This is a genomic window from Bacteroides sp. An51A, assembly GCF_002161565.1.
Lineage (GTDB): Bacteria > Bacteroidota > Bacteroidia > Bacteroidales > Bacteroidaceae > Phocaeicola > Phocaeicola intestinalis.
The window spans coordinates 56,105-82,198 of record NZ_NFIC01000009.1; the positions used below are offsets into that span (position 1 = coordinate 56,105).

Sequence of the window (26,094 nt, forward strand, 5' to 3'; positions counted from 1 at the left end):
TTTTTCGGTTGACACTCAGATGCCTTGGTATATGTCATCAAGACTATCCGATAGTCTGTTAACTGATATTTTGTCAACAAAAACAAAAGAAGTAGTATGAAAGACTCTAAGTTGTTTACTCCGGTCACGATAGGACCGCTTACGTTGCGCAACCGTACTATTCGCTCAGCCGCATTCGAAAGCATGTGTCCGGGAAATAAGCCCTCGCAGATGTTGCTCGATTATCATCGGTCAGTAGCAGCCGGAGGGGTAGGTATGACAACAGTGGCATATGCCGCTGTTACCCGAAGCGGTTTGTCGTTTGACCGTCAGTTATGGATGCGCCCTGAAATAGTACCGGGCTTGCGTGAACTGACCAATGCCGTGCATAAAGAAGGTGCTGCTGCAAGTATTCAGTTGGGACATTGTGGTAATATGTCTCACAAGAGCATTTGCGGTTGTTTGCCAGTAGGGGCAAGCAGTGGATTTAATCTTTATTCGCCCACTTTCGTACGTGGGCTTCGTGCTGACGAATTGCCTGAAATGGCACGTGCTTATGGGCATGCGGTCAATCTTGCACGTGAGGCAGGTTTCGATGCGGTAGAGGTCCATGCCGGTCACGGTTATCTTATCAGTCAGTTTCTTTCGCCTTCCACCAATCACCGCAAGGATATTTACGGAGGTTCGCTTGAGAACCGGATGCGGTTTATGGATATGGTGATGGATGAAGTGATGAAGGCTGCAGGTAACGATATGGCTGTGTTGGTAAAGATGAATATGCGTGATGGTTTCAAGGGAGGTATGGAACTGAACGAGACTATTCAGGTGGCAAAACGGCTGGAACATTCGGGTGCCCATGCGCTGGTGCTGAGCGGAGGTTTTGTCAGCAAGGCGCCGATGTATGTGATGCGGGGTGAAATGCCTATCCGCAGCATGACACATTACATGACTTGCTGGTGGCTGAAGTATGGCGTACGGCTGGTAGGTAAATGGATGATTCCCAGTGTACCTTTTAAGGAAGCCTATTTCTTGGAAGACGCATTGAAGTTCCGCGAGGCAGTTCGGATGCCATTGGTCTATGTAGGTGGACTGGTGTCACGGGAAAAAATAGATGAAGTACTTGATTATGGGTTCGAGGCAGTGCAAATGGGACGTGCCTTGCTGAATGAGCCGGGATTTGTAAACCGGATGCGGGACGAAGAACAGGCACGCTGCAATTGCCGTCACAGCAATTATTGCATAGCCCGGATGTATTCCATAGAAATGGCATGTCACCAACATTTGCATGAAGCATTGCCTCCGTGTTTGAAAAAAGAGATAGAACAGATAGAAGAAAGGCAGGCTGTAAAATGAAAGCACGGAAACTGGCAGTGATTACAGGTGCCGACGGTGGAATGGGACAGGAAATAACCCGTGCCGTGGCAATGGCGGGATATCGTGTTATCATGGCATGCCTGCGGGTGGAGAAAGGAGAAGAGGTGCGTGAGGCATTGTTGCGTGAGCGTGGTGATTTGCAGGTAGAGGTACGTAGCATCGACCTGGCATCGTTTGTTTCGGTATCAGTGTTTGCAGATACTTTGGTCGCAGAAGGCGGGCAAGTCAGCTTGCTGATGAATAATGCCGGTACAATGGAAACCGCTTTTCATTGTACGGAAGATGGTTATGAACGTACGGTCCAGGTGAACTATATGGGGCACTATTTGCTGACTCGTAAGTTATTGCCATTGATGGGAGAAGGTAGTCGTATAGTCAATATGGTGTCGTGTACGTATGCCATCGGTAAATTGGATTTTCCAGATTTCTTCTACCGGGGAAGGAAAGGAGCTTTTTGGCGTATCCCGGTGTATAGTAATACCAAGCTGGCATTGATGCTTTTCACTATAGACTTGGCAGAGCGTGTGCGTGACAAAGGAATCGTGGTCAATGCAGCCGACCCGGGTATTGTCTCTACTGATATTATTACGATGCATGCATGGTTCGATCCGTTAACTGACATTTTTTTCCGTCCCTTTATCCGCACTCCACTGCAAGGTGCGTCTACTGCCATTCATTTGTTGTTGGATGAAGAAGCAGGCAAGCGGACAGGTACATTGAATGTGAGTGGGCATGCCAAGCCGTTATCAGATAAATATGTCAGACATCCGCAGATGCAAGAATTGTGGAACCGGACGGAGCAAATTGTGAACCGCTGGTTATTTTAAATTGAAGTATAAAAAGGTTTGGTGCATGAGCAGTGCATGAGACCTGTGAATGGAAAAAGCAGAAAAATGGATAGTAAGAAAAATAAGGAAGAATTTGTTGAGTTGTTGCGTTCTACGGGACGTGATGGAGTAGAGGACGTAATAACAGGGCTTGAAGAGTTGGGGTTTTTTACAGCTCCTGCCTCTGCAGGGCATCATCTCAACACTGAAGGTGGTTTGGTACTTCATTCCATCAATACGTGTAAGGCTGCTTTGGCAATATGGGAAGGGATGAAGGTTCTTGAACCGAGTTTGGAAAATGAAGTGGGAAGAGACAATGTGATTATTGCCAGCTTGCTGCACGATGTGTGCAAGAGTGACATTTATGTGCGCAGTGTGAAGAAACGCAAGAATGCGTTGGGCGTGTGGGAAGATACTGAAGGTTACAAGGTGACTTATAAAGGTTTTCCGATGGGACACGGCGAAAAATCAGTGATTCTTCTGCTTTGTAACGGACTGGAAATGAGTGATGATGAAATGCTGGCAATCCGTTGGCATATGGGGGCTTTCGGGTTGAACTTGAACAGTTATGAAGAATTGCGTAATTATGATACAGCACGTATGCTTTACCCGTTGGTAGCCATTGTGCAGGCAGCAGATAGTTTAGCCGCGAGTATTATGGAGCGTACGGGCAGCGATTTGGATGAGCTTTAAAATATAAAACGCGTAGAATCTCTCTGACTATATACACAGAGGTGCAGGGCTTTTTAATGGTTTCCTGCACCTCTGTATATACAAGTTTGATTTTCAGCTTGTTATTCTTCTCCTTCGTAATTTAGATAAGACTGTACAGGAAGGCTATAGTCGAAGATTTCTTCAGGTCTGAAGAAGCGGTTCAGCTCTACGATAGCATTCTCCGGAGAATCAGAAGTATGCACGATGTTTTCTTGTGCACTTACGCTGTAATCGCCTCGAATCGTACCGGGGGTAGCTTTACGGCCGTTGGTAGCACCTGTCATAGAGCGTACCACCTGCACTGCATCCACTCCTTCGTAGCAGCAAGCTATGACCGGCGATGCCATCATCGATTGCTTGATGCGTCCGAAGAAAGGTTTGTCTGCCAAATGGGCGTAGTGTTCGTTCAGTAAATCATCGGTGAGCTGCATCATTTTCATACCTGCAAGCCGTAGGCCTTTGCGTTCGAAACGTGTAGTAATTTCTCCGATTAACCCACGCTGTACGGCGCTGGGTTTTAAAATGACCAATGTTTTTTCTAGACTCATAGTGATAATTTTTAGGTTATTACAAATTATCACAAAGATATTAATTATCAGGGAAAAAGCAAAAGAGAGGGGATAGAAAATGTAAATTTTATCATAAAAAAGCGGAACCGGCTTTATGGGTCCCGCTCTGTTTGTATTTATGTGACTGTCTGTGCCGGATGTATATAAGCGGTTTGTTCAGCACGATAAAATTTCGGGGATTAGATGGCTTGTACATACAATATCGGCTGCTGCCTGTTCTGTGCCACAGAACGGACCTGATTTTTCGAGCTTGATGGTAGACAATGCTGCGGCAAATGTTCCAGCCTCTGCATAAGATGCTCCTTTATTACGCATATAAAGGTAACCTAACATATAAGTATCGCCGCATCCTGTAGCATCCACCACTTCTTTGGGCGGGTAGGCAGGAATACGGAATAATGTATTCTCGGCGTATATCAATGAACCTTCACTGCCTAGAGTCAATAACACTTCTTTTACTCCCCATTCATGTAAAAGACGAATAGCCTCGCCATAATCAGAAGAACCGGTAAGTACGGCTGCTTCGTGTTCATTCACTTTCAGAATGTCTATATACTTTAAGGCTTCTTTCTTTTCGCTCCAATCCACCGGATAAACGTTTTCTCCTCGCACTTCACGCAAATATCCTTGTGCATCTACTGAAAGCACTCCTTTCTGAGAGAGAAATTTGATTACATCCAAAGGAAAGTCATCAGACAGCAGACTGCCCAGGTGGAAGAAACGTGCTTCAAGATGTTGTAATTTCTCTACAGTAAAAGGGTCTGCTTTAGCCAATACACGCTGGGTACGATTATTTTGGTTCTCTCCGTATTTGTTTTCAAAATATACAGTATGTTGGCTGGGGATGATTTCCACGTCAATGCCTTTATCACGTAATTCGTTAGCTGATTTATATTCACTGGGTGCCAAAGAGGTTACCAGTTTATAGTGTTTGTAATCGTTTAAATGATAGATTCCGTGTGAAAAATAATACGAAGTGCCTCCAGGCATGTAAATTGTCTGTCTGGGAGTGACTATTTTATCCAGTGTTATATGTCCTATGCAGCAAATGTCATTCATGTTACGTTACTGTTATTCAAGTTAAAAAACGGTGGCAAAGATAGTGCTTTTTTGTGAATTAAAGAGATTTTCCGGCAGCTTTCCTATGAAAGATTATCATTTCTATGGTTGTTTTTATAGGAATAATGTTCTATTTTTGCTGAATAAGCAACAAAAAAGGCAAAAGACATTTATTTTATTGATAAAAAGTCTACCTTTACGCGGCAAATGTAAGTGAAAAGAAAATTCATTACCTTATTAATGTTAATATAAAAACCGAAAAACTTATTAGAAAATGGGAAAAGTGAATGTACAACCTGCCACTGGGAAATTAGGTGTGCTGTGTGTTGGTCTAGGAGCTGTAGCTACTACATTTATTACAGGTGTCTTGATGGTAAGAAAAGGGTTGGCAAAGCCTGTTGGTTCGATGACTCAATATGACAAGATTCGTGTAGGACGTGGGAACGATAAGAAATACCTTCATTATAATGAAATTGTCCCGATGGCAGATTTGAATGACATTGTGTTTGGCGCATGGGATGTATATCCGGCCAATGCATACGAATCTGCAATCAATTGCGAAGTGTTAAAGGAAAAGGATATTAATCCGGTGAAAGATGAGTTGGAGAAAATCGTGCCGATGAAAGCAGCTTTCGACCATAATTATGCCAAACGTCTGGACGGGAAAAACGTGAAGGATTGTGCTACGCGATGGGATATGATGGAAGCCTTGCGCAAAGACATACGTGATTTTAAGGAAGCGAACGGATGCAGCCGCATTGTGGTATTGTGGGCAGCTTCTACTGAAATTTATGTGCCGGTGAACGAATCTGTGCACGGGACATTGGCTGATTTTGAACAGGCAATGAAGAATGATGACCGTGAAAACATTGCTCCATCCATGTGTTATGCCTATGCGGCTCTTGCCGAAGGTGCACCGTTTATTATGGGAGCTCCCAATACGACAGTGGATATTCCTGCGATGTGGGAAATGGCAGAAAAGACAAAGATGCCTATTGCCGGGAAAGACTTTAAGACAGGGCAGACATTGGTGAAATCTGGTTTTGCGCCGATTATCGGTACACGTTGTCTGGGATTGTCGGGGTGGTTCTCTACAAATATTTTGGGCAATCGGGATGGACTGGTTTTGGACGAACCTGCCAATTTCCATACTAAGGAAGTAAGTAAACTCTCTACCCTGGAATCTATTCTGATGCCTGAAAATCAGCCGGATTTGTATTCGGACTATTACCATAAGGTACGTATCAATTATTATCCTCCGCGCAATGACAATAAGGAAGGATGGGATAATATTGACATCTTCGGATGGATGGGGTATCCGATGCAGATCAAGATAAATTTCTTATGCCGTGATTCTATTCTTGCAGCTCCACTTTGTCTTGACTTGGTATTGTTGAGCGATTTAGCGGCACGTGCCGGACGTTACGGCATCCAACGTTTCTTGAGTTTCTTCCTTAAGAGTCCGATGCACGACTATACACAGCATGAAGTTCCTGTCAATCATCTCTTCCAGCAATATGTGATGCTGAAGAATGCCCTTCGGGAAATGGGCGGTTATGAAGCTGACGAAGAAATCGATTAATGTTTTTAGAAGCTGTTTTGAATTTATCGTGCGATGATTTGGGATGAGTTTTTGAGGCATTTTCGCTTCTGTGATGAGGAAGATAGCGGGCTATCTGACGAAGAACAGGAGCGAAAAAGACCAAAAAATCGCCCAAAGCACACACGAAAACGGATACATCAAGCCAAGAAAAACTTTTTGGAGAAATTCAAAACAGCTTCTTAGTCGTTTGGAGAGGGATATTCCGTAAATAGTCATCTCTTGATAATTTATGAGCCTGTTTAAAAAAAGTAACAGGCTCTATATTTTAGCGAGATATTGTTGGGTAGAGCAGTATCTCGCTGTCTTTTTCAATGAGTTTCAAATTCCTGTGAAAGTTTTATGGATGTCCTGTAATTTGTCAATCCGGCTAAGTTGAAAATGCAGTAGTACTGCGTTTGCTGATGCAGTATATATCCGTAGGCGAATGCAGTATATATTCAACCGCAGTTGCAGTATATATTCAACCGCGGATGCAGTATATATTCATTTTTCAGAGGTATATATTGGCTGTTTGCGGGCATTTATTAAAAGTTTTCTTGTTTTGATGTATTCACACTTCATCCAGTGGTTTGAGCTTGGGATGTTTTAATTGCTTGAACTGGGTGGGCGAAAGTCCGGTGACGGAACGGAACTGAGAACTGAGATGGGCTGAACTGGAATAATGTAGCTTGTCTGCTATTTCGCTGATAGATAATTCATCGTACACTAAAAGCTCTTTAACACGTTCTATTTTTTGAGCAATGTAGTATTTTTCGATGGTAATGCCGTTGGTTTCGGTGAACAGCTTGCTGAGTGAGCTATAATCACGGTGGCATTGACGGCTGATGTAGTCGGACAGGTTCTGCTGTTCTGGGAGGTCATCATGGTGTACGTATTGAATGACGGCGGTGCGTACTTGTTCGATGATGCGTGTACGCTTGTCGTCAATCCATTCGAATCCGCAGTCTGTCAATTCCTTGCGAATGATGCCGGCTGTTTCCTTTGGTAGCGGCTGCGCAAGTATGACCGTACCCAGTTCGATGCTGGAAGGCTCGAAGCCGTGCTTTTGGAAAATCTGGTTCACGATGATGATGCACCGGCGGCACACCATATTTTTGATATGGATGGTAGTATGGCAGTTCATAGAAACTTATGGTGTGTTGGTGTCACTGGCTATTCTTTTGGCTTTTGCTCTGTCAGGCTTCCCTGTTTCTGTCAATGGAAGTTTGTCGGTGAGTATGATTTGCTTCGGTACCCAGTAAGCTGGTAAATATTGGAAAGCCTTGTCGAACTTTTTTTGTTCGTTGTCTGGCAGAGATGTGCCAGAGGCTTGTACAAGTAGCACGACGCGTTCGCCGAACTTGACATCGGGTACCGAGGTTACCATGAATGGTAGTGGAAGCAAAGGTTGCAGGATTGCTTCTATCTGTTCGATTTGTACTTTTACTCCTCCCGTGTTGATGGTATTGTCTTTCCTGCCGATGACACGGAATTGTCCGGATGCGTTAAATACAACAATGTCGTTGGTTGTGAGTCGTTCCGGACAGACCCAAGGAGCATCAATAACCAATGTTCCTTCGTCTGACTGGGAAAGTGTGACGTTTTCGAGTGGGGTGTACCATTCCGAAGCTCCTTTGCCGTTCAGTTTTCGTAGTGCGATATGTGAAAGGGTTTCTGTCATGCCATATGTGCTCCATATATTATTGGGAAAGGTTTGCAGGGCTTGCACGATAGTTGGGTCTATGGCTCCTCCGCCGATGATGAGTTGGTCGACAGCCTTCATCCGTTCGCATTCTTCAGGAACTTGCAATGAATTGAATACTTGCATTGGAATCAGGGCAGCAAATGTCGGGTGAATATCCAGCTGTTGGAAAGGATGTCCGCAGGGAGTGATTGGAATCAGGTCAAGACCGGCCACCAAGGCACGTACCACGACCATTTTTCCGGCAATGTATTTCAGTGGCATGCAAAGCAGGGCTGTGTCACCATGGTGGAGCCGGAGGAACGAAACCGTCAGCATTGCACTGTTCATCATGCGTCGTTTTTCCACATAAAGTTTTTTGGGGGTGCCGGTGGAGCCAGATGTGTGTACGCTGACCGTATCTTCATCGTTGAACCATTCGGTTAGAAAATCGGCCAGTGATGCCAGAAAATTGTCGCTTTCCGCAGGTTTGCGGAAAAGGATTTGCAGCCGGCTGAAGCAACCGGCTGTGGCTCGTGCATCATCGGCAGTATAGGTTTTCCCGTTGATGGTTATGGTTTGTCGGGATATTTCTGTATTGAAGTCATTCATGAATTATATATTTTTTCGTTTCCTTGCCAATTGAAGTATGCATTCCAGTCCGGCTCAGGTTGTTCGGGCAAATACCAGAGACAGTCACCTTTGATGCGAAGTGGGTAGGGAATGTTGTCTGTGAATAGCATGCCTGTGCCCAGTCCTTGCGGTATTTGAGGATGCATGGTAGCACACCATTGCGCAATACTATTCAGTCCGACATTTGATTCGAGTGCTGAAGTTACCCACGAACCGATCCCTCTTTCTTGTGCCAATCGTATCCATTCTTCCGAGCCGTTCATGCCTCCATGCAGTGACGGCTTTAGGATGATGTATTGCGGGCGGATTTGGTCAAGCAGTTCGGCCTTTTGTTCTGGAAGGTTTATACCGATTAATTCTTCATCAAGTGCTATTGGTATGGGAGTGTTCTGGCATAGCTTCGCCAGTGTGTCCCATTGTCCGGCACGGATGGGCTGTTCGATGGAATGCAAGTGGAAATGGCTGAGCTGTTCCAGTTTGGCTGGAGCTTCTTCAGGCGAAAAGGCACCGTTGGCATCTATCCGCAGTTCGATTTCTTCGGGTGAGAAGTAACGGCGGATGTGAGCCAACAGTTCCAGTTCTTGTTCGAAATCAATAGCCCCGATTTTTACCTTGATGCATCGGAATCCTGCATGCATTTTTTCTTCGATACGATGATACATCTCATTGAAGTTTCCCATCCAGATGAGTCCATTGATGGGAATACCTTCTTTACCTTTAGTAAAAGGAGTGTCCCAAAACTGCAGACAGCCTGCTTGTAAGTGGCGGAATGCGGTTTCCAGTCCGAACAGCATGGACGGATAAGTGCGCAGAGCCTCGTAGTCGATGATGCCGTGCTCGGCCGTTTGCAGGCAATGGCAGGTCAGTACGTCCTCATAGTCGGGTATGTCATCACAACTCAGTGCTGGCAGTGGAGCACATTCTCCGATGCCGTATTTACCGGTTTCTGAATCTTTCAATATCAGGTACCAGACGTTACGGGTGCGGTACACACCGCGTGAAGTCCCGGCAGGTTGTTTGAAATGCAAAGTGCGGGGGATGATTTTTATGGTGTACATAAGCGAGGTGTTTTAATAATTATGGCAGTTTCGGGTATTTAGACCAGTCGGGTTTGCGCTTTTCCAAGAAGGCCTTTCCTCCTTCCTGCGCTTCCTCGGTCATATAGTAAAGCATTGTCGCGTCGCCGGCCAGTTCCTGAATGCCGGATTGTCCGTCGAGTTCGGCATTCAGTCCTGCTTTTATCATCCGAATGGCAAGTGGGCTGTGCTGCATGATGGTTTCTGCCCATCCCACCACCTCGTCTTCCAGACGGTCGAATGGTACGACTTTGTTGACTAATCCCATTTCCAATGCTTCTTGAGCTGAATACTGGCGGCAGAGGAACCATATTTCGCGCGCTTTCTTTTGTCCGACCACACGTGCCAGATAAGAAGAGCCGAATCCGGCATCGAAACTACCTACGCGTGGACCGGTTTGTCCGAAGATTGCGTTTTCGGAGGCAATGCTCAAGTCGCATACTACGTGGAGCACATGTCCGCCTCCAATGGCGTATCCGTTTACCATGGCAATGACAGGTTTCGGGATGGAGCGGATTTGCTTCTGTACGTCAAGGATATTCAGACGGGGTACTCCATCGCTGCCTACATAACCTCCGTGTCCTTTCACGTGCATGTCGCCACCCGAGCAAAATGCTTTATCACCAGCTCCGGTAAGTACGACTACGCGGATGTCGGAGCATTCGCGGCAGTAGACCAATGCATTACTGATTTCGTTGGTCGTATCAGGAGTAAATGCATTGCGATATCTGGGGCGATTGATAGTGATTTTTGCGATGCCGTTGTAGAAGTCGAAAAGAATATCGTTGTATTCCTTGATGGTTTTCCATTCTCTTTGTGCCATAATTCGTATGTTTTATTGTTTCAGTTTGTGATAATATGCTTTTAATAAATCTGTATCGCGGGTCTTGTCGGTAAATACTTCCAGTAACAGTGGGTGAGGAGTGGGGTTAGGTTGTGTAAATACGTCTAATGCAGTCTGCAACTCGGTATCGTTGTGGGTGCATAAGTAATCGAATCCCCTGTCTTCTGCCCATGCTTTGCCGGATGCATGGTGTGTGCCGATGACAAAGTGGTGTGTGTGCTCGTCCAAGGAAAGCCCAGGCAGGGCGTGGAAGATTTCGCCTCCTTCGTTGTTCAGCAATAAGATGCGCACGTTGTTCCGGTAGTTCGGATTCCACAAGGCATTCATATCGTAAAAGAAACTTAGGTCGCCTATTAGGATAAAGTTCAGCTGGTTTGAAACACTTGCGTATCCGATGGCCGTTGATAAAGAACCTTCGATACCGTTTACACCCCGATTCGACTGTACTTCTACGCCTGTGGGCAAATCGAACAGTTGGGCGTAACGCACTGTCGAGCTGTTGGCTAAATGGAGTGTGCAAGGGTTAGGAAGCCTGCGGATAACCTCGCCGATGGCTTTCATTTGCGAATAGGCGAAAATGGCGTGACCGAGGTTCTGTACTTTTGCTCTCCACGTCTGCGGATAATCAGAGCCGGGAAGGTTTTGTAGCTGTACTACTTGTTGCCAGAATGCGTGCGGTTCTATTTCGATAACCGTGCTGAGCGAGCCGAACAGGTCGACTATATTTCCGTCAGCACTTATGTGCCAATGCTCCATAGGCGGATGCTGACGTAAGAATTTTTTCAGACGCTTCGAGATGATATGCCCTCCATAGGTAATCAGTAATTCGGGACACATAGTTTCTTGTGCGCTGTTATCCATTGAATAGAGCAGTTGGTCGATATGTGTGATGGCCTGTTCGGGCTGGGTGGGATTGTTGATGTTTTCGACAATCCAAGCGAAATGCTTATATAATGTGGTATATTGTTCGGGGGTAAATGTTTGTCGACGATTCATCTGTCCTGCCACCACCATACGTCTGGTGTATTGTCGGAGACGGTCGGCAAGCTGATTGTTCCAACCCTGATAGCGGGAAATGACACGCACATCAGGCAATTGAGTAACGGGAAACTGGAAGAATGGTTCGCTGACAGGCACGTTGATATGAACCGGTCCTTTGCCGTGATGGCAGGTTTCCAGTAAAGCTTCGTTGATGAGGCGGTTGCAGAACCATTCGTCTTCATCTGTCTGAATATCGGGTAGGTTGACCGATTTCTTGACCAGCGTGCCGAATACTCCAGGTTGAGGCAAGGTTTGTCCGTCCATTTGTCCAATCCAAGCAGCTGGACGATCGGCGGAGATTACCACCAAAGGTACTTGCTGGTAATAAGCTTCAGATATTGCTGGATGCAGGTTGAGCAAAGCACTTCCGGATGTGCAGCATACGGCAACGGTCGTATTGTCGTGAAGTGCCAGGCCAATGGCAAAGAAGCCGGCACTTCGTTCGTCGGTCATTGGGTAACATACAAAATCGGGGATGTGGGCGAATGTTTGTACCAGCGGGATGTCTCGGCTTCCCGGGCAAAGTACAATTCTTCGGATGCCATGTGCACGAAGCAAGGCTGCTAGCTGTAATATATTTTTCTTATGAGTATACATGCTTTTTATTTTGTCAAATAGCTTTTTGTGCGCTTTCCTACAACTGTTTTTTATGCAAATTATATGTGCGGTTGCAGATTTATACGTACGTTCGTATTTATTATTAAATGCATGTCCACCAACAGCCAATACATACCCCTGAAAAATGAATATATACTGCATCCGCCTACGGATATATACTTTATCGGCAAATGTAGTATTACTGCGTTTGCAATTCAGTGGCTTGGCTAATTGCGGATATTCATTATTATTAATGTGCAGATGTGTTTAAAACCCGATTTATTATGATATCCAATAGCCTGTTTTTATTCATCTTCTTCTCTTTTATTATAGTATACTTAGCATGGTATTTAATTTTTGTTGTGTTTCTTCCCATTCAGACTCTAGTGTGGATGAGGATAGGATACCTCCTCCGGCATATAGCGTACTTCTTTTACCTTCAATATTCATACAGCGCAGATTGACGTAAAGTGAAGTGTCTTCTTCGGGGTCAAGCCAACCGATAATTCCGGCATAATAACGTCGGTCGTATCCTTCGTTTTCGTTGATGAATTCGTATGTTTCGTTTTTAGGGAGTCCACATACTGCCGGTGTCGGATGTAGTTCGTACAAGATATTTCCTACTTGTGAGGCATCCTTCAGAATGAAATTGAAATCAGTTTTTAAATGCACCAGTTGACCAGCCCGTGCTGGATAAGGACCTTTTTCAGTGATTTTATTTCCAAACTGTTTTATGGTACGACGTATGTAGTCACTAACAAAAGCTTGTTCGCGTATATTCTTATCACTCCAGTCGGTCGGTATGACATCTCCTTGCATGGGCATAGTGCCAGCAAGGGAGACTGTATGCCATTGGGTACCATGTCCGCTAAGGATGATTTCCGGAGTACTTCCTAGCCAGGTACCAGTTTCAGGGGTATGGCAAAGGGAAATCATCATGCGTGGATAATTATTGCAAGCATTGATAAAAGAGGTGAGAGGCGAAAAGCCGTCAGGCAATTCCAGAAAAGTACGGCGTGACAATACCAGTTTTTGGAACTGCTTTTGCTGTAAGGGAGCAATGAATCGTTCGAATGCTTGACGATAATTTTCCCATTCTTTATCTGAAGCTTTCTGGGTGATGAAAGATGCTGTTTTAGAAAACGGCAATTCGGTCTGGGTAGGAATGAGGTCTGTTCGATCCTGCACCAAACGGGTTAATGTTTCGCTGATAGCTTCCCAATCATGTTCAACATGAGTTGGGCGAATCAAAACAATGGGATGTTGCTCTGTACGGCGGAAAGGAGCCAACAGAAAACCGCGTTGTCCGTTCAAATCAGTCAGGCTGTCAATGATTTGTGTGTTTCCGCTTTCTTGCAATACCAATATAGGCATATCAGTCCACGGTTGACGGTAGAGGGCAAAGTTTACCGTGCTTCGTGTCAGGTTGTCTATCAGTTTGTGTATGTAAATGGAAGGTTGGTTCATGGCCGTTTCTTTATGATAAGATTGACAACACGTGCGGTAGACACCAGTTTGCCCTCGGGAGTGATGATGTCCACGTTCCATACATGCTGTGTGCGTCCCCGGTGTACAATGTTCGCATGAGCTTCCACGTAACGTCCTTCTCCTACGGGAGTCATGCTTACATGGTTGGCGCTGACCTGTATGCCTACCGGCTCTTCGTCTTCAGCGCACAAGTGTATCGAACCATATCCGCTGACGATTTCAGCGAAAGCCAGTGATGCTCCTCCGTTCAGTATGTCGACAGGGGTGCAAGGACGTGCTGTATTGTCGTTTACGGGCATGGTTGCTTTTACATGTCCGTCTTTCATTTCCACCAGTTTGATGCCTAAGAATCTTCCTATGGATTCTTTTAGTTCGTATGGTTTGCCAGGTTCTATTTGCATATTCTTCCTGTATTTTTAATTAATAACCATGCAAAGGTACATTTATTTTGTGGTATTTTCTATCTTTCGATTCAAATTCTGATGTATTTTTGCATCCGATTTAATAAGATGTTGTTATGGAAATGCAAAAACTAAAAGGACACGGAGCGATGCTTTGTGCCAATGCCATGTGGGGGCTGATGTCGCCACTGGCAAAACTTGTTATGTTGGGTGGACTGGTTACACCGTTGGTAGTGACAGACTTGCGCGTGTTTGGCGCGATGGTATTGTTTTGGATTGTTTCATTTTTTCGCAAACCGGAGCATGTGGGACATAAGGATTTGGCAAAGCTGTTTGTGGCTTCGTTGCTTGCCATTGTGTTCAATCAAGGATGTTTCATCTTCGGGGTAGGGCTTACTTCGCCTGCCGATGCTTCCATTATCACTACCAGCATGCCGCTGTGGGCGATGGTGCTTGCTGCTATTTTTCTGAAAGAGCCGATTACAGGGAAAAAGGTGCTGGGTATTGCTTTCGGTGCTACAGGAGCGTTGTTGCTAATCATGGGCAGTTCACATGCAGGGACGTCTTCAACTGTATCGGGCGACAAGAGCATCTGGGGTGATTTGTTGGTATTGATGGCACAGTTGAGTTATGCATTATATTTGGTGCTGTTCAAGAATTTCGTAGGCAAGTATTCGGTTTTCACGCTGATGAAATGGATGTTTACGTATGCTTTCATCTGTCTGCTTCCGTTTTCGTACAATGATTTGCTTGCCGCGGGCTGGGCTGGGCTGAGCTTGATGGAAATCGGTTCGCTTGCCTTCATCGTGGTAGGGAGTACATTCTTATGTTACATCCTGGTGGTAGTGGGACAGAAGAACTTGCGTCCTACAGTGGCAGGCATGTACAATTATGTACAGCCTGTTGTAGCATGCATCGTGGCAATTTGCTGGGGAATGGATTCTTTCAACTGGGTAAAAGGAGTTTCCATCTTATTGATATTCGGCGGTGTCTATTTGGTGACAATGAGCCGTTCGCGTGCCGAGCTGGAGGCTCATGAGGCGTCAGTGAAGGGTACGGAAGACAACCGCTGATATATCGGCTATCACTCTCTCTGTAGCTTCGAAACTTAGCTTGGAATGCTTCACGAATACGACAAGGGTATATCTTTTGCCGTTGGGAAGCAGGATGAAACCGGCATCGTTGATTCCTATCCATTCGCCTTGTTCGTTTTGGTCGGAGGTGCCGGTTTTATGTCCGATACGTGTTTCGGTGCCTTGTAAAGGGAAGGGCAGACGTGCCTTTCCTGTCTGGCAGTCAAGTAAGGTTTCGCGGATAAAGTGGGTATATGAGGTATCAATCGGCAAAGTTTCGGCAGCCAATCTGTCCATCAGCCGGGCGGTAGAGAGTGGTGTGCTCCAGTTATTATAACATAGAGCCAGATTTTTGTGCATGTCGTCTTCGGTGGCTGTAACGGCGAACTGGTCGCATCCGATAGTGCGGAGATACTTGTCTGTTTCTTCCGTACCGCCTATGTAGTCGAACAGAATGTCGCAGGCATTGTTATCGCTCAACTGGAGGGTATAAGTGAGCAATTTGCTGATTGGCAAACTGATGTTCCCTTCCGGATAACGGTCGCGCAACGGGCTGTAAGTATCGGGTCGTAAGTCTTCTTTGCGGATGAAGACAGAGGTAGAAAGGGGCAGGTGGTGCTTGTCCAGGTAATGTGCCACGGCGAGTGCCTGGTGATATTTCATTACGCTCATTAGCGGATAGCGGTCATCGTTGTTTATTGTTATGGTGTCTTTTCCATCGATAATGAGTGCTACACCCACGTGTGCATCTGTGTTTGCTGTGATTTGTTGGATTTGTTCTTGCAGTGGATGAGTGGCTTGCGAGGATAATGTGCAAAAGGTATAGAGTATAATTAAAAGGAGTAGTTTCATCATTTGTAAAGTTCGAATTTGGGTGAAAATTTTGTCAGTTGCTTTCTTTTTGCAGTATCTTCAACAGGTTCTTCCGTGAAGTACGTACTCCGGCAGGTAAAAAGTCTGGTTCCATCATTTCCAGTGTCGTACGTAATTCTGTTCGTAATTCCGGAAAATGTTTACACTGTTCGTAGGTCAGTTTCATGCACAGAGATTTGATACTGATGGCTGTTTGGGGACTGAGCATCTGCGAGAAACAGAAATCAAGGAAATCAGTGCGGAGGTTTTCGGGAGGAAAGGGTTGCCGCAGCAGCAACGTCAGCAGTAGACGGCGTTTTGTATTGCTGGCAGTATGCAGTGTTTCGTTTATTAGTTCATTCTGTTTGTCATACAGCCATTCGTTATTATGTAAATCGAAGTGTGTAAATATCCATGCAGCATTTTCGGCTATCCGTTTATTGTTGTCGAACAAGAGACGGTAAAGTGTAAGTTTTGCTGCATTGCCATCTGTACCTTGGGTGGCATGGCAGATTTCCAGGATATCATTTTCATGAATTTTGCCGGAAAGCCTTTGCCGGAGGATGGTTAAGGTGTAATTCATATACTTTTTTTTATGATAACAGGTGAAAGGGCAGTACTCAGTACGACAAGTATCCATAAATTACCTGTCATCGGATTGTATGCCGATACCAATTCATGGAAAGTTTGTCCGGTACTTGTTCCGAATATAAGTTCGAAAGTGATAGTCAAGACCGTCCATAGGCAAGCAATGGCATAACGTTCTTTTTGATTCAATATGCCAACGCGAGGTAATAGTAGCCATGTCAAGAGAATGATAAGTCCGCTTAACAGAACACCGCTTACGGGCAAGGCCCATTGATGCAACAAGGGATGCAGGCAATACTGCCGTACACCACCATTGAGAATGGCGGCAGGAATGAAGCAAAGCCAAACAAGCAATGATTTTAAAATTCGCATATAGAGGTCTTTATAGTTCTTTTTTCATTACATAGTTTATCATTTCCAACCGTTTGGCACGTTTCTTTTGGCTTTTTTCCACACTATAGCCTTGTTTTTCAAAAAAAGGACGTGCCGTAATGCTGACTTCTGACGTGATTTGTGTTATACCGAAACGGCATGCATAGGCTTCTATTTCTGACAGGAGCTGGGATGCTATGCCTTTTCTTTGCCAATCCTTGTGAACAAACATTGAGTGCAGATAGCCATCAGCCCGAATAGAAGCGAAGCCAATGATACGTCCTTCACTATCTAATGCTGCAAGGAAATAGAGTGTGGATAGCAGATTTTTCCAGTGGATTGTACTGTCACCGCATGATGCCCAGTCTTCTATTTCTGCAGGTGTGTAATTCTGAATGTTTACAGCCTGTATTGTAGAGCGGAACAGATTGCGCAGTTCGTCTATGTCGTTTATCGTGACTGTTCGGGTTGGGTAAGTTGTTTTCATGCATTCAACTATATAGGATAATGTTTGAGGATGTCTGGCTGATAAAGTGTATCGGTTCCTGACTGTGTAAAGATAAATAATTATCCGAAACAGGCTCGTCGTTTCCGAGGTTTCCCTGTTTGGAAAGACAAGTCTGTTTCAAGTTTAATGGTTGGGGTATCAATATTTGATTCCTGTACCTTGGTTTATTATTTGGACTGGCTTTTTTCGTCAGTTGCGTTTTGTTGCATTTCGTCTTCTCCCCAGTGGGTCTCGGCTTCACGTTTTTCACGCTCAATGACTTCTTGAGCTTTGCGCGGATAAAGAATCAGGCGGAGTGAATGGTCATAGGTCATGTAGCTCCACATCCAGTTGAGCAGGACATTGATTTTGTTTCGTACTCCTAAGATGGAACGCAGGTGGACTACCAGCCACAAGAACCAGGCTATCCAACCTTGGGTCTTCAAGGAACTGAATTCGGCTACAGCCTTGTTGCGGCCTACGGTAGCCATGCTTCCCAGGTTGCGGTAATGGAAAGGCTTCATGGCTTTTCCTTTCTGCAGGCGAATCAGGTTTTCAGCCAGCAGGCTTCCTTGTTGGATGGCTACTTGTGCAAGTTGCGGATGTCCGTAAGGATAGTCCTTGTCGCCGTTCATGATACATTGGTCGCCGATGCAGAATATGTTGTCGAAACCGTCAACTTTATTATATTGATTTACTTTGATGCGTCCTCCGCGTCCGATGGAACTGGATGGCATATTGCCGATAGCATTGGCACGTACACCACTTACCCAAATGAAAGTACGGGTAGGTATTTGTGTCCCATCTTCCAGAATAACCTTGTGGTCACGGTAGTCCAGCACTTTTTTGTCCAGCCATACGTTGATGCCCATTTCACGCAAGAATTCTGCCGATTTTTGCGAAGATACGGGAGCCATACCCGACAGCAGGCGGCTGCCTGCCTCTATCAAATAGATTTGCAGCAGGTTTTCGTTCATGTCCGGATAGTCTTTCGGAAGCACATACCGTTTCATTTCAGCCAATGCTCCAGCTATTTCCACACCGGTAGCTCCTCCACCGACAATAACGATATTCAACAATTCTCTGCGTTCTTGTTCGGTAGCGCAAGTCACGCTTCGTTCAAAGTTGCCCAGTAGGGCATTGCGTAATCCCATTGCTTCTTGTAGAGTCTTCATCGGAATGGCCTCTTTTTCAATGTTCTGGTTCCCGAAGAAGTTGGAAGTGGTTCCAGCAGCCAGAATCAAGTAATCGTATTCTACTTTACCGATAGAAGTCTGCAGGATGTTCTTTTCAGGAAAAATCAGCCGGGCTTCCGCCATACGGTAATTTACATGAGATTTTTTCCCGAATATTTTCCGGAAAGGAAACGAGATAGAACTCGGCTCAATGCCGGCAGATGCCACCTGGTAAATGAGTGGCGGAAACTGGTGATAATTGTTTTTGTCAATCAGGATTACCTGGAAATTGGATTTAGACAACTTGTCTGCTAGTTTGAGGCCTCCAAATCCTCCTCCTACAATGACAACTCTCTTTTTACCTTTTTCTCTTTCAATGTTGAAACTCATATCATTTTGTTTTTGTGTAAAGCTGGTGCAAAGTTACAACTTTATCAGGATTTAAACATATGTTTGGCGGTAAATTAGAGAAAAATTTCTGTAATTCGTATACAATCCGGTATTTGATATTTCATTACTTTTGCATTTGTAGAACAAAATACAGGTAAACTTATGGAATTGGAAGACTTTTTGGCTTATGTAAAGACCGGTAAAGCATTGGCAACGGAAGAAATCGGCCGCTTTATGGATGAAATGAGTGACGAAGCGCGTAAAGTGACCTTTCGTCTGAATGCAGCTTATCATACGCCTGACGAAGTACGGGCATTATTATCCGAGTTGTTTGGAAAACCTGTCGATCCGACTTTACGGGTATTTCCTCCTTTTTATACTGATTTCGGGAAAAATATAACTATCGGCAAACATGTGTTTATCAATGCCTGTTGCCATTTTCAGGATCATGGTGGCGTAACGTTGGGCGATGGATGTCAGATAGGGCATAATGTGGTATTTGCTACACTGAATCATGGCATTGCTCCGACAGACAGGAAAAACACTTATCCTGCCTCTATCGTGTTGGGTAAGAATGTGTGGGTAGGTTCGAATGCCACGATTTTGCAGGGGGTGACTATCGGTGACAATGCGGTCGTGGCTGCCGGTGCAGTGGTGACCAAGGATGTACCAGCCAATACTATTGTTGGTGGAGTGCCGGCGAAAGTGATTCGCAGGATAGACTGATAAATTTATGTAAAATGGGTAGTATTATCTGTAAACAGGATACAAGGATATGGATGGAACTGCCTATCTTTGTAACTGAAAAAACAACTGAAGACAATGAAATACAATTTCGATGAATTAACCGACCGCCGTCATACCGGTTCATATAAGTGGGATTCGGCTGTTGGAGAGGATGTGCTTCCAATGTGGGTGGCTGATATGGATTTCCAGACGGTTCCAGTTATTATCGAAGCATTGCAAAAGCGGGTGGCGCACGGTATTTTCGGCTATACAAAGGTGCCTGATACATATTACGAAGCCATTATCCGTTGGTTTTCCAGGCAACATGGATGGAGCATTGACCGTGAATGGATACAATATACCATCGGGGTCGTTCCAGCATTGTCTGCCATTATCAAGGCAATGACTTGTCCGGGAGATAAAGTCGTGGTACAGACACCTGTATACAATTGTTTCTTTTCTTCCATTCGCAACAATGGGTGTGAAATCGTGACAAGTCCTTTGTTGCGTGAAGGAGATACATACCGTGTTGATTATGCCGACTTGGAAGAAAAGGTTTCCGACCCGAAGGTTAAACTTTTTCTGTTATGTAATCCGCATAATCCTGCCGGGCGGGTATGGACACCCGAAGAGTTGTGCTGTATGGGAGAGATCTGCTTCCGTCACGATGTGTTTGTCGTGGCTGACGAAATACATTGCGAACTGGTCATGCCGGGATATGTCTATACGCCTTTCGCGTCATTGGGCGAGAAATTCCTGCAACATTCGGCTACCTGCATATCTCCCAGTAAGGCATTCAATCTGGCTGGTTTGCAAATTGCCAACATTGTATTGTGGAGTGAAGAGCTTCGTAAGAAAGTAGACCGTGCTATCAATATTAATGAGGTATGTGATGTAAATCCGTTCGGAGTAGCGGCGTTGATAGCTGCCTATAGTGAAGAAGGAGCTGAATGGTTGAAACAGTTGAATGCATACATTGCAGGCAATTATCAGTATATGCAGCATTTCTGTAACGAGCGTCTTCCACAGTTCCCGTTGATAAAACTGGAAGGGACGTATTTAGCATGGATGGATTGCTCAGTGCTTGCACTGAATGCAGAAGAAATAGAAACGCAGTTGTTGGACGAGGAAAAGCTGTGGCTCAATGCCGGTACGATGTACGGAGAAGCGGGTGAAGGCTTTATGCGTTGGAACTTGGCTTGTCCGCGCAGCAGGGTAGAAGAAGGGTTGCGGCGTTTTAGCTGTTTTGTAGAAAAGAAGGTGAAGAAAAACTGAAAATGGATGTCCATATTCAACTATACCATGCCTACAGAAAACGAAGATAACTTCATAAGCCATTTCAGATAACTGCAATGGCAAAGTAAGTATATATTCATTTGGCACATCATTATGGGAGGCTGATTACGGACATTCTAAACCTGAATATTTATTTAATTATTAAAATTAAAGTGTTATGGAATCTGTAGTAAAACTTTATTCGTTATCGTATTCGAATTCGAAGACGTATCTTGCGGCTTTGCTTTTCGTGGCAGGCAATATTGCTTTGCCTCAGCTTTTTCATTTGGCTCCACAAGGAGGAATGACGTGGTTGCCGATTTATTTCTTTACCTTGGTAGGGGCATATAAATATGGATGGAAGGTAGGTTTGCTTACCGCTATCGCTTCGCCATTGATTAATTCGGCATTGTTCGGTATGCCTGCTCTTGCGGTACTTCCTGCCATTTTGCTGAAATCTGTCTTGCTGGCTGCAGGTGCCGGATTCATGGCTCATCGTTTCCAGAAAGTATCGGTTCTGGCTCTATTGGCTGTAGTTTTATTCTATCAGGTGGTAGGTACGTTAGGCGAATGGGCATTCTTTGCCGATGGCTTTTATGCTGCCGTTCAGGATTTCCGTATAGGTATTCCGGGCATGTTGTTGCAAGTATTCGGAGGTTATGCTTTCATCCGTTATCTGATTCAGAAGTGATTTTTATAGTCAATCAGAAATAAATTGCGAAAAATCATTTGTCATGCTGAACGAAGTGAAGCATCTCGGATGCGCCCACGTGGATGTACACGAGATCCTTCACATTCGTTCAGGATGACAATACATCAAGAATTTTTCGCAAACCAATTTTGTTTTACTATAATAATGTGCAAATATGAAAATGTGCTAATGTAATAATGAGTTAGTGTGCTAATTCATTTTCACATTGGCACATTTTCATATTATTACATTAGCACATTAATTACCCTTTCCGTTGGTAGGCAATACGTGGTGTACCATTGGATACATAAATAATGCCACAACGAACAAAACCGTGCTTTTCCAACAGATGTTGCATCACTTTATTGTCGGCATGAGTGTCGGCACGTAGTTGGGATGCACGGGCGGTACACCAGTCAAGGCAGGCGGAAAAGATACCTTTTTCGCTGCCATCGGATGCCAGACGATGGATGACATAGTAAGGTTCGTCATTCAGCCACTTCCCGTTTTCGATATGTGCATAGTTGGGGTCCGGACTGGGAACAAAACAGAAAGTACCGACAAGGACATTCTCTTCGTTTTCACAAACATAACAATTACCTTGGTTGATTTCTTCAGCAACCAGTTCACGTTGCGGATATCCGTTTATCCATTGGTTGGGGTTTCCGGTACTCGTCATAAAGTGCCTGGCTGTATCAAATATTTCCATCAGGCGGTCTATATCGGTAAAGATGGCGGGGCGTATGGTCTGTATCATATTGTAAAGTGGCTTTGGTAAAAATCGGGTAGGAGGTAAATGCTAATCATAGAAAGGCATTTGCCTCCTACTTTCACATTTACCGACCTCCCACACCACCGTACAAGCGGTTCCGCATACGGCGGTTTCGCGCTTTCTCATCTCACGATGTGTGGCAAGTTGTTTTCAGCCATCCCTCGGACTAGCGTCACTCCTACTCTATTGTCGGATTCCGTCCTATCGTGGTGAGTAGGGAAGCTCCTTTCGGACATCTGACTACAAAAGAGTCTCAAGGGTAGCAGTCATTTACTATTGCACTGCGCGATTCGGTCCTTCCCCATAGACACACGTGTCTTAGGTACTATAACCTCTGCTGACTTCTCACGGCAAGCTTTACTCCGTCAGGGCACATCGAATGGGTACGTCTTCGCCATGCGTCCGTGAGACCTCCTCGGATAAGGGCATTGTCTTTCCATCTTATGCCTACTTCATTTACACCGACCGTTCCGAATAGCTATCGGGCTTTGGTTTGTGTAGAAACCTTACCCACGGTCAAATGCCTTGTATGAAGTTTCTGTTCGTTAGACCAGATGTTTGCCGCCGGCTTCCTTCAGATTCCACCTCGCGATGGACACCCTTGCCTTGGGCTATGTGATTCCCGCTATTAGGGCTCACTCGGGACTTACACCCGTTAGACAATGCTCATGCCGAGCGTACTACAAAAAAGGTGAAACAAAACTGATGCTCCACCTTTTTTGTTGGTATGTAATAAATAAGCTTTAACGTCCTTTACTTGAACTCAATAATTAGCGATTGATTTGCTGGTATGATAAGATTTTTAGTGAAATCCACTTTTTTACCGGAAGTGAGGATTGTTCCTCCTTTAGAATCGCGAGTTAAAGCATTGTAGTGTTGGCACGGCAGAACTTGCTCTTTGTTAGTACTATTCAAGATAATCATTTCTGTTTTGCCTTCACTGGTACGGGCGTACACGTAGATTCCTTGTTCGGGAATGTGATACTTTACAGTTTTGTTTTCTGACATATTCTTGTTTAGTTTTAGTTTTGCACTCCAAAGGTAGAGTTTTCATTCTAAACAAGCGGAAAGAAAAGGGTTAAAATTGCAGGTTTTATGCGGTTTTTATGATATAAATCAAGTTTTTGACAAGGTGACGAGGTCTCAGTTGACAAGGTGGACAAGGTTTTAAATAGTTTTTCGAATGGAATGTTTTCTAAAGCCTTGTCTCCTTGTCAACTGATACTTCGTTACTTCATTTATATTAAGAATCCCAGCAAGATACCTGCCGCTACGGCAGAACCGATGACGCCGGCTACGTTCGGGCCCATGGCGTGCATCAGCAGGTAATTGGTCGGGTCGTATTCTGCGCCTACGATTTGCGAGATGCGTGCCGAGTCGGGCACGGCAGATACGCCGGCATTTCCGATAAGTGGATTAATCTTGTTGTCTTTCTTCAATACCAGGTTGAATATCTTGACGAAGAGCACTCCCGATGCGGTGGCTATCACGAAGGACAAGGCACCCAGCCCGAAAATCTTCAGTGAATCCCAGGTGATGAATTCCGAAGCCTGCGTAGAGGCACCTACGGTCAGTCCCAGCAAGATGGTGATGGTATCAATCAGCGGTCCGCGTGCAGTTTCTGCCAGACGGCGTGTCACGCCGCTTTCCTTCAGCAGGTTGCCGAAGAAGAGCATGCCCAGCAGGGGAAGACCCGAAGGCACCAGGAAGCAGGTCAGCAGCAGACCCATAATCGGGAACAGGACCTTTTCGGTATGCGACACGGCACGCGGGGCTTTCATGCGGATGAGACGCTCTTTCTTGGTGGTGAGCAGGCGCATGATGGGCGGTTGGATAACCGGCACCAGTGCCATGTAGGAGTAGGCAGACACGGCGATGGCTCCCATCAGGTTGGGCGCCAGCTTCGATGAAAGGAAGATGGCAGTGGGGCCGTCTGCGCCACCGATGATGCCGATAGCGGCTGCCTGCATGGGGTCGAATCCCCATTCGAGGGCAATCATGTAGGCACCGAAGATACCGAATTGGGCTGCCGCCCCGATAAGCATCAGCTTCGGATTGGAAATCAGTGCCGAGAAGTCGGTCATGGCGCCGATGCCGAGGAAAATGAGCGGCGGATACCAGCCCGATGTCACGCCTTGGTATAAGATGTTGAGTACCGAACCCTGTTCGTAGATGCCGACTTGCAGTCCGGCTTCCATATTGAACGGAATGTTGCCTATCAGCATACCGAATCCGATAGGAATCAGCAGCATCGGCTCGAATTCCTTTGCCACGGCAAGATAAATGAAGAATATACCGACGGCTATCATGATGAAATGCTGGTAAGTGGCATTGTAGAAGCCGGTATACGTCCAGAAATCAGCCAGGTTGCTCTGTAAGAAATTGATGAATTCTCCCATAGTTATTCGATGATTATAAGGTCTGTACCTTCAAGAATAGATTCTCCTTTGCTCACGTTGATGGCAGTCACTTTGCCGTCGCGGTCCGACTTGATGTCGTTTTCCATTTTCATGGCTTCCAGTATCAGCAGGGTCTGTCCGCGTTTCACCGTGTCGCCTTCCTTTACCTTGATATCGAGGATGACTCCGGGCAGCGGAGATTTTATGCCCGACTTGCCTTGCGACACTGTGGGGCGGGTTACGGCAGGAGGAGGAGCGGCAGGCGTGGTGGAAGCCGTGCGGATGACCGGCTTGATTTTCGGGGTTGCAGGCTTCTCCAGTTCTACGGTGTAGGGCGTACCGTTTACTTCTACGTGTACGTTGTTTTCTTCGATGTCTCCTACGGTCACTTTGTATAAGTTTCCGTTGATTTTGTATCTATATTCTTTCATGGTTATCTATTCGTTAGAGGGTTATTTCTTGTGAGGATTTTCGCGCAGTGTATAAATCTTCGAGCTCCACGGCGAGTAGCTCCGTTTCACACGGCTGATGGTCAGGATGGTTTCTTCCACGTCGTGGTCGCTTCCCTGCGCTTCATGCAGCGCCATGGCAATGGCGGCTATCACGTCGCCCGGCGCTTCGCCCAGCCGGCGTTCCTTGGCTTCCTGCTTGTCGGTGATGTTGTGTGCCTTCATGGCGTTGCGCTTGCGCAGCTTGACGGCGATTTTCCCGATAATCCGGAAGCTGACGTACAGCAGGATAAGCCCGATGAAGACTACGCTCATGGCGGTGATGGTCATGCCGAATCCTGCCGAGTCGTGCTGTTCGAACTTGTCCATCTTCGGGTTCCCTTCCAGCGTCTGGTTGTTCGTGCTGGGAGTGACGTATTTGGTTTCGCTGTCATCCTTCACTTCCCATTCGTCTGATCCGTCGCTTATCCGTGCATACGACTGGTCTGTCTTCAGGACTCCTGCCGGCACCACGATTTCGTCCAGCAGCTTTTTGCCCGAGTCGTACAGCCCTATCCAGTTGTCTTTCGTCTTGCTCAGTACGAAATTGGTATGGAAGGTGCCTCGGCGCGGTGCTCCGTCTGCCCAGAACAACGCATGCTGGCGCGGGCTGATGGCGGTCAGCACGTCGCCCTTCGGAATGAAATAAGAGAGGGTGTCGCCTGGCTCGCTGCTTACTTTCAGGTAGCATCCGGCAAGGTTGACACTGTTGTAAGAGGTGTTGAATATTTCCACCCATCCGCTATGCACGCCGTAATCGTCCTGAAAGTTTTCCTGATTGTCTACCAGCACTTCGTTGATGACGATTTTACTCTTGGCTTCCGGCGTGGTGCACGAACTGAATGCTCCCAGCAGGGCGGATGTAAAAAATATTCCGGCTATATATTTATTCATAATTAAACGCGTTTTTTTGAGTTTTTAAGTTCTTAAGTTCTTGAGTT

Annotated in this window: 28 protein-coding genes; 9 read left to right on the plus strand and 19 right to left on the minus strand. The window is 45.6% G+C overall.

All coding sequences use genetic code 11. The annotated features are described in order from the left end of the window. The first annotated feature begins 96 nt into the window (after positions 1-96). From B5G04_RS16430 to B5G04_RS16440, 3 genes are all read left to right on the plus strand, one after another. Positions 97-1,332, plus strand: coding sequence for an NADH:flavin oxidoreductase (locus tag B5G04_RS16430; RefSeq protein ID WP_022039445.1), 1,236 nt, complete (start codon positions 97-99; stop codon positions 1,330-1,332). After that, positions 1,329-2,180, plus strand: coding sequence for an SDR family oxidoreductase (locus B5G04_RS16435; protein WP_022039446.1), 852 nt, complete (start codon positions 1,329-1,331; stop codon positions 2,178-2,180). Before B5G04_RS16430 ends, B5G04_RS16435 begins: the two co-directional genes overlap by 4 nt. A gap of 66 nt (positions 2,181-2,246) precedes the next feature. Then, positions 2,247-2,873 carry an HD domain-containing protein gene (locus B5G04_RS16440; protein WP_225226367.1) on the plus strand — a complete coding sequence of 209 codons (627 nt, stop codon included), beginning with the start codon at positions 2,247-2,249 and terminating at the stop codon, positions 2,871-2,873. Positions 2,874-2,974: 101 nt separating this feature from the next. Here B5G04_RS16440 and ndk read toward each other — a convergent pair whose 3' ends face one another. Both ndk and B5G04_RS16450 read right to left on the minus strand, forming a co-directional pair. Further along, positions 2,975-3,442 (minus strand): nucleoside-diphosphate kinase, encoded by a 468-nt coding sequence (gene ndk / locus B5G04_RS16445; RefSeq protein WP_022039448.1) that lies wholly within the window; start codon positions 3,440-3,442, stop codon positions 2,975-2,977. A 177-nt stretch (positions 3,443-3,619) separates the two neighbouring features. Continuing rightward, the gene (locus tag B5G04_RS16450; protein WP_022039449.1) at positions 3,620-4,522 is read right to left on the minus strand and encodes a PfkB family carbohydrate kinase; all 903 of its coding nucleotides are present in this window, start codon (positions 4,520-4,522) and stop codon (positions 3,620-3,622) included. 274 nt (positions 4,523-4,796) lie between these two features. On the opposite strand from B5G04_RS16450, the gene B5G04_RS16455 reads away from it, so the two are divergent. Continuing rightward, positions 4,797-6,104: an inositol-3-phosphate synthase gene (locus tag B5G04_RS16455; protein ID WP_087249944.1), complete on the plus strand. Its 1,308-nt coding sequence runs from the start codon at positions 4,797-4,799 to the stop codon at positions 6,102-6,104. Between the two features lie 33 nt (positions 6,105-6,137). Continuing rightward, positions 6,138-6,308 (plus strand): hypothetical protein, encoded by a 171-nt coding sequence (locus B5G04_RS20025; RefSeq protein ID WP_158098125.1) that lies wholly within the window; start codon positions 6,138-6,140, stop codon positions 6,306-6,308. 367 nt (positions 6,309-6,675) lie between these two features. Here the strand turns inward: B5G04_RS20025 and B5G04_RS16460 are convergent, their stop codons facing one another. The 7 genes from B5G04_RS16460 to B5G04_RS16490 all read right to left on the minus strand — a co-directional run bounded on the left by B5G04_RS16460 (position 6,676) and on the right by B5G04_RS16490 (position 13,865). After that, positions 6,676-7,248, minus strand: coding sequence for an AraC family transcriptional regulator (locus B5G04_RS16460; RefSeq protein ID WP_022039451.1), 573 nt, complete (start codon positions 7,246-7,248; stop codon positions 6,676-6,678). Between the two features lie 6 nt (positions 7,249-7,254). Beyond that, the gene (locus B5G04_RS16465; protein ID WP_087207818.1) at positions 7,255-8,397 is read right to left on the minus strand and encodes an AMP-binding protein; all 1,143 of its coding nucleotides are present in this window, start codon (positions 8,395-8,397) and stop codon (positions 7,255-7,257) included. Beyond that, positions 8,394-9,476 (minus strand): o-succinylbenzoate synthase, encoded by a 1,083-nt coding sequence (locus B5G04_RS16470; RefSeq protein ID WP_087398074.1) that lies wholly within the window; start codon positions 9,474-9,476, stop codon positions 8,394-8,396. The genes B5G04_RS16465 and B5G04_RS16470 overlap by 4 nt, the downstream gene beginning before the upstream one ends. A 19-nt stretch (positions 9,477-9,495) precedes the next feature. Beyond that, positions 9,496-10,317 (minus strand): 1,4-dihydroxy-2-naphthoyl-CoA synthase, encoded by an 822-nt coding sequence (gene menB, locus B5G04_RS16475; protein WP_087398075.1) that lies wholly within the window; start codon positions 10,315-10,317, stop codon positions 9,496-9,498. A 12-nt stretch (positions 10,318-10,329) separates the two neighbouring features. After that, the gene (menD, locus tag B5G04_RS16480) at positions 10,330-11,976 is read right to left on the minus strand and encodes a 2-succinyl-5-enolpyruvyl-6-hydroxy-3-cyclohexene-1-carboxylic-acid synthase (protein WP_087398076.1); all 1,647 of its coding nucleotides are present in this window, start codon (positions 11,974-11,976) and stop codon (positions 10,330-10,332) included. Positions 11,977-12,303: 327 nt separating this feature from the next. Continuing rightward, on the minus strand, positions 12,304-13,443 hold the full coding sequence (locus B5G04_RS16485; RefSeq protein ID WP_087249937.1) for an isochorismate synthase: 1,140 nt from the start codon (positions 13,441-13,443) through the stop codon (positions 12,304-12,306). Further along, entirely contained in the window at positions 13,440-13,865 is a 426-nt protein-coding gene (locus tag B5G04_RS16490; protein WP_087207811.1) for a PaaI family thioesterase, read from the minus strand. Before B5G04_RS16490 ends, B5G04_RS16485 begins: the two co-directional genes overlap by 4 nt. A 122-nt stretch (positions 13,866-13,987) precedes the next feature. Here B5G04_RS16490 and B5G04_RS16495 point away from each other — a divergent pair, with 122 nt between their 5' ends. Beyond that, on the plus strand, positions 13,988-14,938 hold the full coding sequence (locus tag B5G04_RS16495; protein WP_087249950.1) for a DMT family transporter: 951 nt from the start codon (positions 13,988-13,990) through the stop codon (positions 14,936-14,938). On the opposite strand, the gene bla is transcribed toward B5G04_RS16495, so the two are convergent. The 5 genes from bla to B5G04_RS16520 form a co-directional block, all read right to left on the minus strand. Beyond that, on the minus strand, positions 14,909-15,793 hold the full coding sequence (gene bla / locus B5G04_RS16500) for a class A beta-lactamase (RefSeq protein WP_239414131.1): 885 nt from the start codon (positions 15,791-15,793) through the stop codon (positions 14,909-14,911). The two genes, B5G04_RS16495 and bla, sit on opposite strands and share 30 nt — an antisense overlap. A 31-nt stretch (positions 15,794-15,824) precedes the next feature. Next, on the minus strand, positions 15,825-16,373 hold the full coding sequence (locus B5G04_RS16505) for a hypothetical protein (RefSeq protein WP_087207809.1): 549 nt from the start codon (positions 16,371-16,373) through the stop codon (positions 15,825-15,827). Further along, complete coding sequence (locus B5G04_RS16510; protein ID WP_022039461.1) at positions 16,370-16,750, minus strand: hypothetical protein; 381 nt, start codon at positions 16,748-16,750, stop codon at positions 16,370-16,372. Before B5G04_RS16510 ends, B5G04_RS16505 begins: the two co-directional genes overlap by 4 nt. Before the next feature lie 10 nt (positions 16,751-16,760). Next, positions 16,761-17,237, minus strand: coding sequence for a GNAT family N-acetyltransferase (locus B5G04_RS16515; protein ID WP_022039462.1), 477 nt, complete (start codon positions 17,235-17,237; stop codon positions 16,761-16,763). A gap of 188 nt (positions 17,238-17,425) precedes the next feature. Beyond that, positions 17,426-18,802: an NAD(P)/FAD-dependent oxidoreductase gene (locus B5G04_RS16520; RefSeq protein ID WP_022039463.1), complete on the minus strand. Its 1,377-nt coding sequence runs from the start codon at positions 18,800-18,802 to the stop codon at positions 17,426-17,428. Between the two features lie 162 nt (positions 18,803-18,964). On the opposite strand from B5G04_RS16520, the gene B5G04_RS16525 reads away from it, so the two are divergent. From B5G04_RS16525 to B5G04_RS16535, 3 genes are all read left to right on the plus strand, one after another. Further along, complete coding sequence (locus tag B5G04_RS16525) at positions 18,965-19,528, plus strand: DapH/DapD/GlmU-related protein (RefSeq protein ID WP_022039464.1); 564 nt, start codon at positions 18,965-18,967, stop codon at positions 19,526-19,528. A gap of 96 nt (positions 19,529-19,624) precedes the next feature. Further along, a complete protein-coding gene (locus B5G04_RS16530) occupies positions 19,625-20,803 on the plus strand; it encodes a MalY/PatB family protein (protein ID WP_087398077.1) in 1,179 nt (392 codons plus the stop codon). 178 nt (positions 20,804-20,981) lie between these two features. Continuing rightward, a complete protein-coding gene (locus B5G04_RS16535; protein WP_022039466.1) occupies positions 20,982-21,494 on the plus strand; it encodes a hypothetical protein in 513 nt (170 codons plus the stop codon). 262 nt (positions 21,495-21,756) lie between these two features. On the opposite strand, the gene B5G04_RS16540 is transcribed toward B5G04_RS16535, so the two are convergent. The 5 genes from B5G04_RS16540 to B5G04_RS16560 form a co-directional block, all read right to left on the minus strand. Beyond that, a complete protein-coding gene (locus B5G04_RS16540; protein ID WP_204247029.1) occupies positions 21,757-22,251 on the minus strand; it encodes a GNAT family protein in 495 nt (164 codons plus the stop codon). 768 nt (positions 22,252-23,019) lie between these two features. Then, positions 23,020-23,274: a cyclomaltodextrinase C-terminal domain-containing protein gene (locus tag B5G04_RS16545; RefSeq protein WP_022039468.1), complete on the minus strand. Its 255-nt coding sequence runs from the start codon at positions 23,272-23,274 to the stop codon at positions 23,020-23,022. 230 nt (positions 23,275-23,504) lie between these two features. Further along, on the minus strand, positions 23,505-24,665 hold the full coding sequence (locus B5G04_RS16550; RefSeq protein ID WP_013618830.1) for a sodium ion-translocating decarboxylase subunit beta: 1,161 nt from the start codon (positions 24,663-24,665) through the stop codon (positions 23,505-23,507). A gap of 2 nt (positions 24,666-24,667) precedes the next feature. Then, positions 24,668-25,096, minus strand: coding sequence for a biotin/lipoyl-containing protein (locus B5G04_RS16555; RefSeq protein ID WP_022039469.1), 429 nt, complete (start codon positions 25,094-25,096; stop codon positions 24,668-24,670). A gap of 21 nt (positions 25,097-25,117) precedes the next feature. Then, a complete protein-coding gene (locus B5G04_RS16560) occupies positions 25,118-26,047 on the minus strand; it encodes an OadG family transporter subunit (protein WP_022039470.1) in 930 nt (309 codons plus the stop codon). Positions 26,048-26,094 lie beyond the last annotated feature (47 nt).

Bases quoted from the DNA above. Each gene is read 5' to 3' on its own strand.
- ndk (WP_022039448.1), bottom strand. From the start codon at position 3,442: ATGAGTCTAGAAAAAACATTGGTCATTTTAAAACCCAGCGCCGTACAG.
- B5G04_RS16550 (WP_013618830.1), bottom strand. From the start codon at position 24,665: ATGGGAGAATTCATCAATTTCTTACAGAGCAACCTGGCTGATTTCTGG.
- menD (WP_087398076.1), bottom strand. From the start codon at position 11,976: ATGTATACTCATAAGAAAAATATATTACAGCTAGCAGCCTTGCTTCGT.
- bla (WP_239414131.1), bottom strand. From the start codon at position 15,793: ATGATGAAACTACTCCTTTTAATTATACTCTATACCTTTTGCACATTA.
- B5G04_RS16505 (WP_087207809.1), bottom strand. From the start codon at position 16,373: ATGAATTACACCTTAACCATCCTCCGGCAAAGGCTTTCCGGCAAAATT.
- B5G04_RS16490 (WP_087207811.1), bottom strand. From the start codon at position 13,865: ATGCAAATAGAACCTGGCAAACCATACGAACTAAAAGAATCCATAGGA.
- B5G04_RS16495 (WP_087249950.1), top strand. From the start codon at position 13,988: ATGCAAAAACTAAAAGGACACGGAGCGATGCTTTGTGCCAATGCCATG.
- B5G04_RS16470 (WP_087398074.1), bottom strand. From the start codon at position 9,476: ATGTACACCATAAAAATCATCCCCCGCACTTTGCATTTCAAACAACCT.
- B5G04_RS16455 (WP_087249944.1), top strand. From the start codon at position 4,797: ATGGGAAAAGTGAATGTACAACCTGCCACTGGGAAATTAGGTGTGCTG.
- B5G04_RS16515 (WP_022039462.1), bottom strand. From the start codon at position 17,237: ATGAAAACAACTTACCCAACCCGAACAGTCACGATAAACGACATAGAC.
- menB (WP_087398075.1), bottom strand. From the start codon at position 10,317: ATGGCACAAAGAGAATGGAAAACCATCAAGGAATACAACGATATTCTT.
- B5G04_RS16465 (WP_087207818.1), bottom strand. From the start codon at position 8,397: ATGAATGACTTCAATACAGAAATATCCCGACAAACCATAACCATCAAC.
- B5G04_RS16530 (WP_087398077.1), top strand. From the start codon at position 19,625: ATGAAATACAATTTCGATGAATTAACCGACCGCCGTCATACCGGTTCA.
- B5G04_RS20025 (WP_158098125.1), top strand. From the start codon at position 6,138: ATGATTTGGGATGAGTTTTTGAGGCATTTTCGCTTCTGTGATGAGGAA.
- B5G04_RS16525 (WP_022039464.1), top strand. From the start codon at position 18,965: ATGGAATTGGAAGACTTTTTGGCTTATGTAAAGACCGGTAAAGCATTG.
- B5G04_RS16510 (WP_022039461.1), bottom strand. From the start codon at position 16,750: ATGCGAATTTTAAAATCATTGCTTGTTTGGCTTTGCTTCATTCCTGCC.
- B5G04_RS16555 (WP_022039469.1), bottom strand. From the start codon at position 25,096: ATGAAAGAATATAGATACAAAATCAACGGAAACTTATACAAAGTGACC.
- B5G04_RS16560 (WP_022039470.1), bottom strand. From the start codon at position 26,047: ATGAATAAATATATAGCCGGAATATTTTTTACATCCGCCCTGCTGGGA.
- B5G04_RS16435 (WP_022039446.1), top strand. From the start codon at position 1,329: ATGAAAGCACGGAAACTGGCAGTGATTACAGGTGCCGACGGTGGAATG.
- B5G04_RS16535 (WP_022039466.1), top strand. From the start codon at position 20,982: ATGGAATCTGTAGTAAAACTTTATTCGTTATCGTATTCGAATTCGAAG.
- B5G04_RS16485 (WP_087249937.1), bottom strand. From the start codon at position 13,443: ATGAACCAACCTTCCATTTACATACACAAACTGATAGACAACCTGACA.
- B5G04_RS16430 (WP_022039445.1), top strand. From the start codon at position 97: ATGAAAGACTCTAAGTTGTTTACTCCGGTCACGATAGGACCGCTTACG.
- B5G04_RS16450 (WP_022039449.1), bottom strand. From the start codon at position 4,522: ATGAATGACATTTGCTGCATAGGACATATAACACTGGATAAAATAGTC.
- B5G04_RS16460 (WP_022039451.1), bottom strand. From the start codon at position 7,248: ATGAACTGCCATACTACCATCCATATCAAAAATATGGTGTGCCGCCGG.
- B5G04_RS16520 (WP_022039463.1), bottom strand. From the start codon at position 18,802: ATGAGTTTCAACATTGAAAGAGAAAAAGGTAAAAAGAGAGTTGTCATT.
- B5G04_RS16540 (WP_204247029.1), bottom strand. From the start codon at position 22,251: ATGATACAGACCATACGCCCCGCCATCTTTACCGATATAGACCGCCTG.
- B5G04_RS16440 (WP_225226367.1), top strand. From the start codon at position 2,247: ATGGATAGTAAGAAAAATAAGGAAGAATTTGTTGAGTTGTTGCGTTCT.
- B5G04_RS16545 (WP_022039468.1), bottom strand. From the start codon at position 23,274: ATGTCAGAAAACAAAACTGTAAAGTATCACATTCCCGAACAAGGAATC.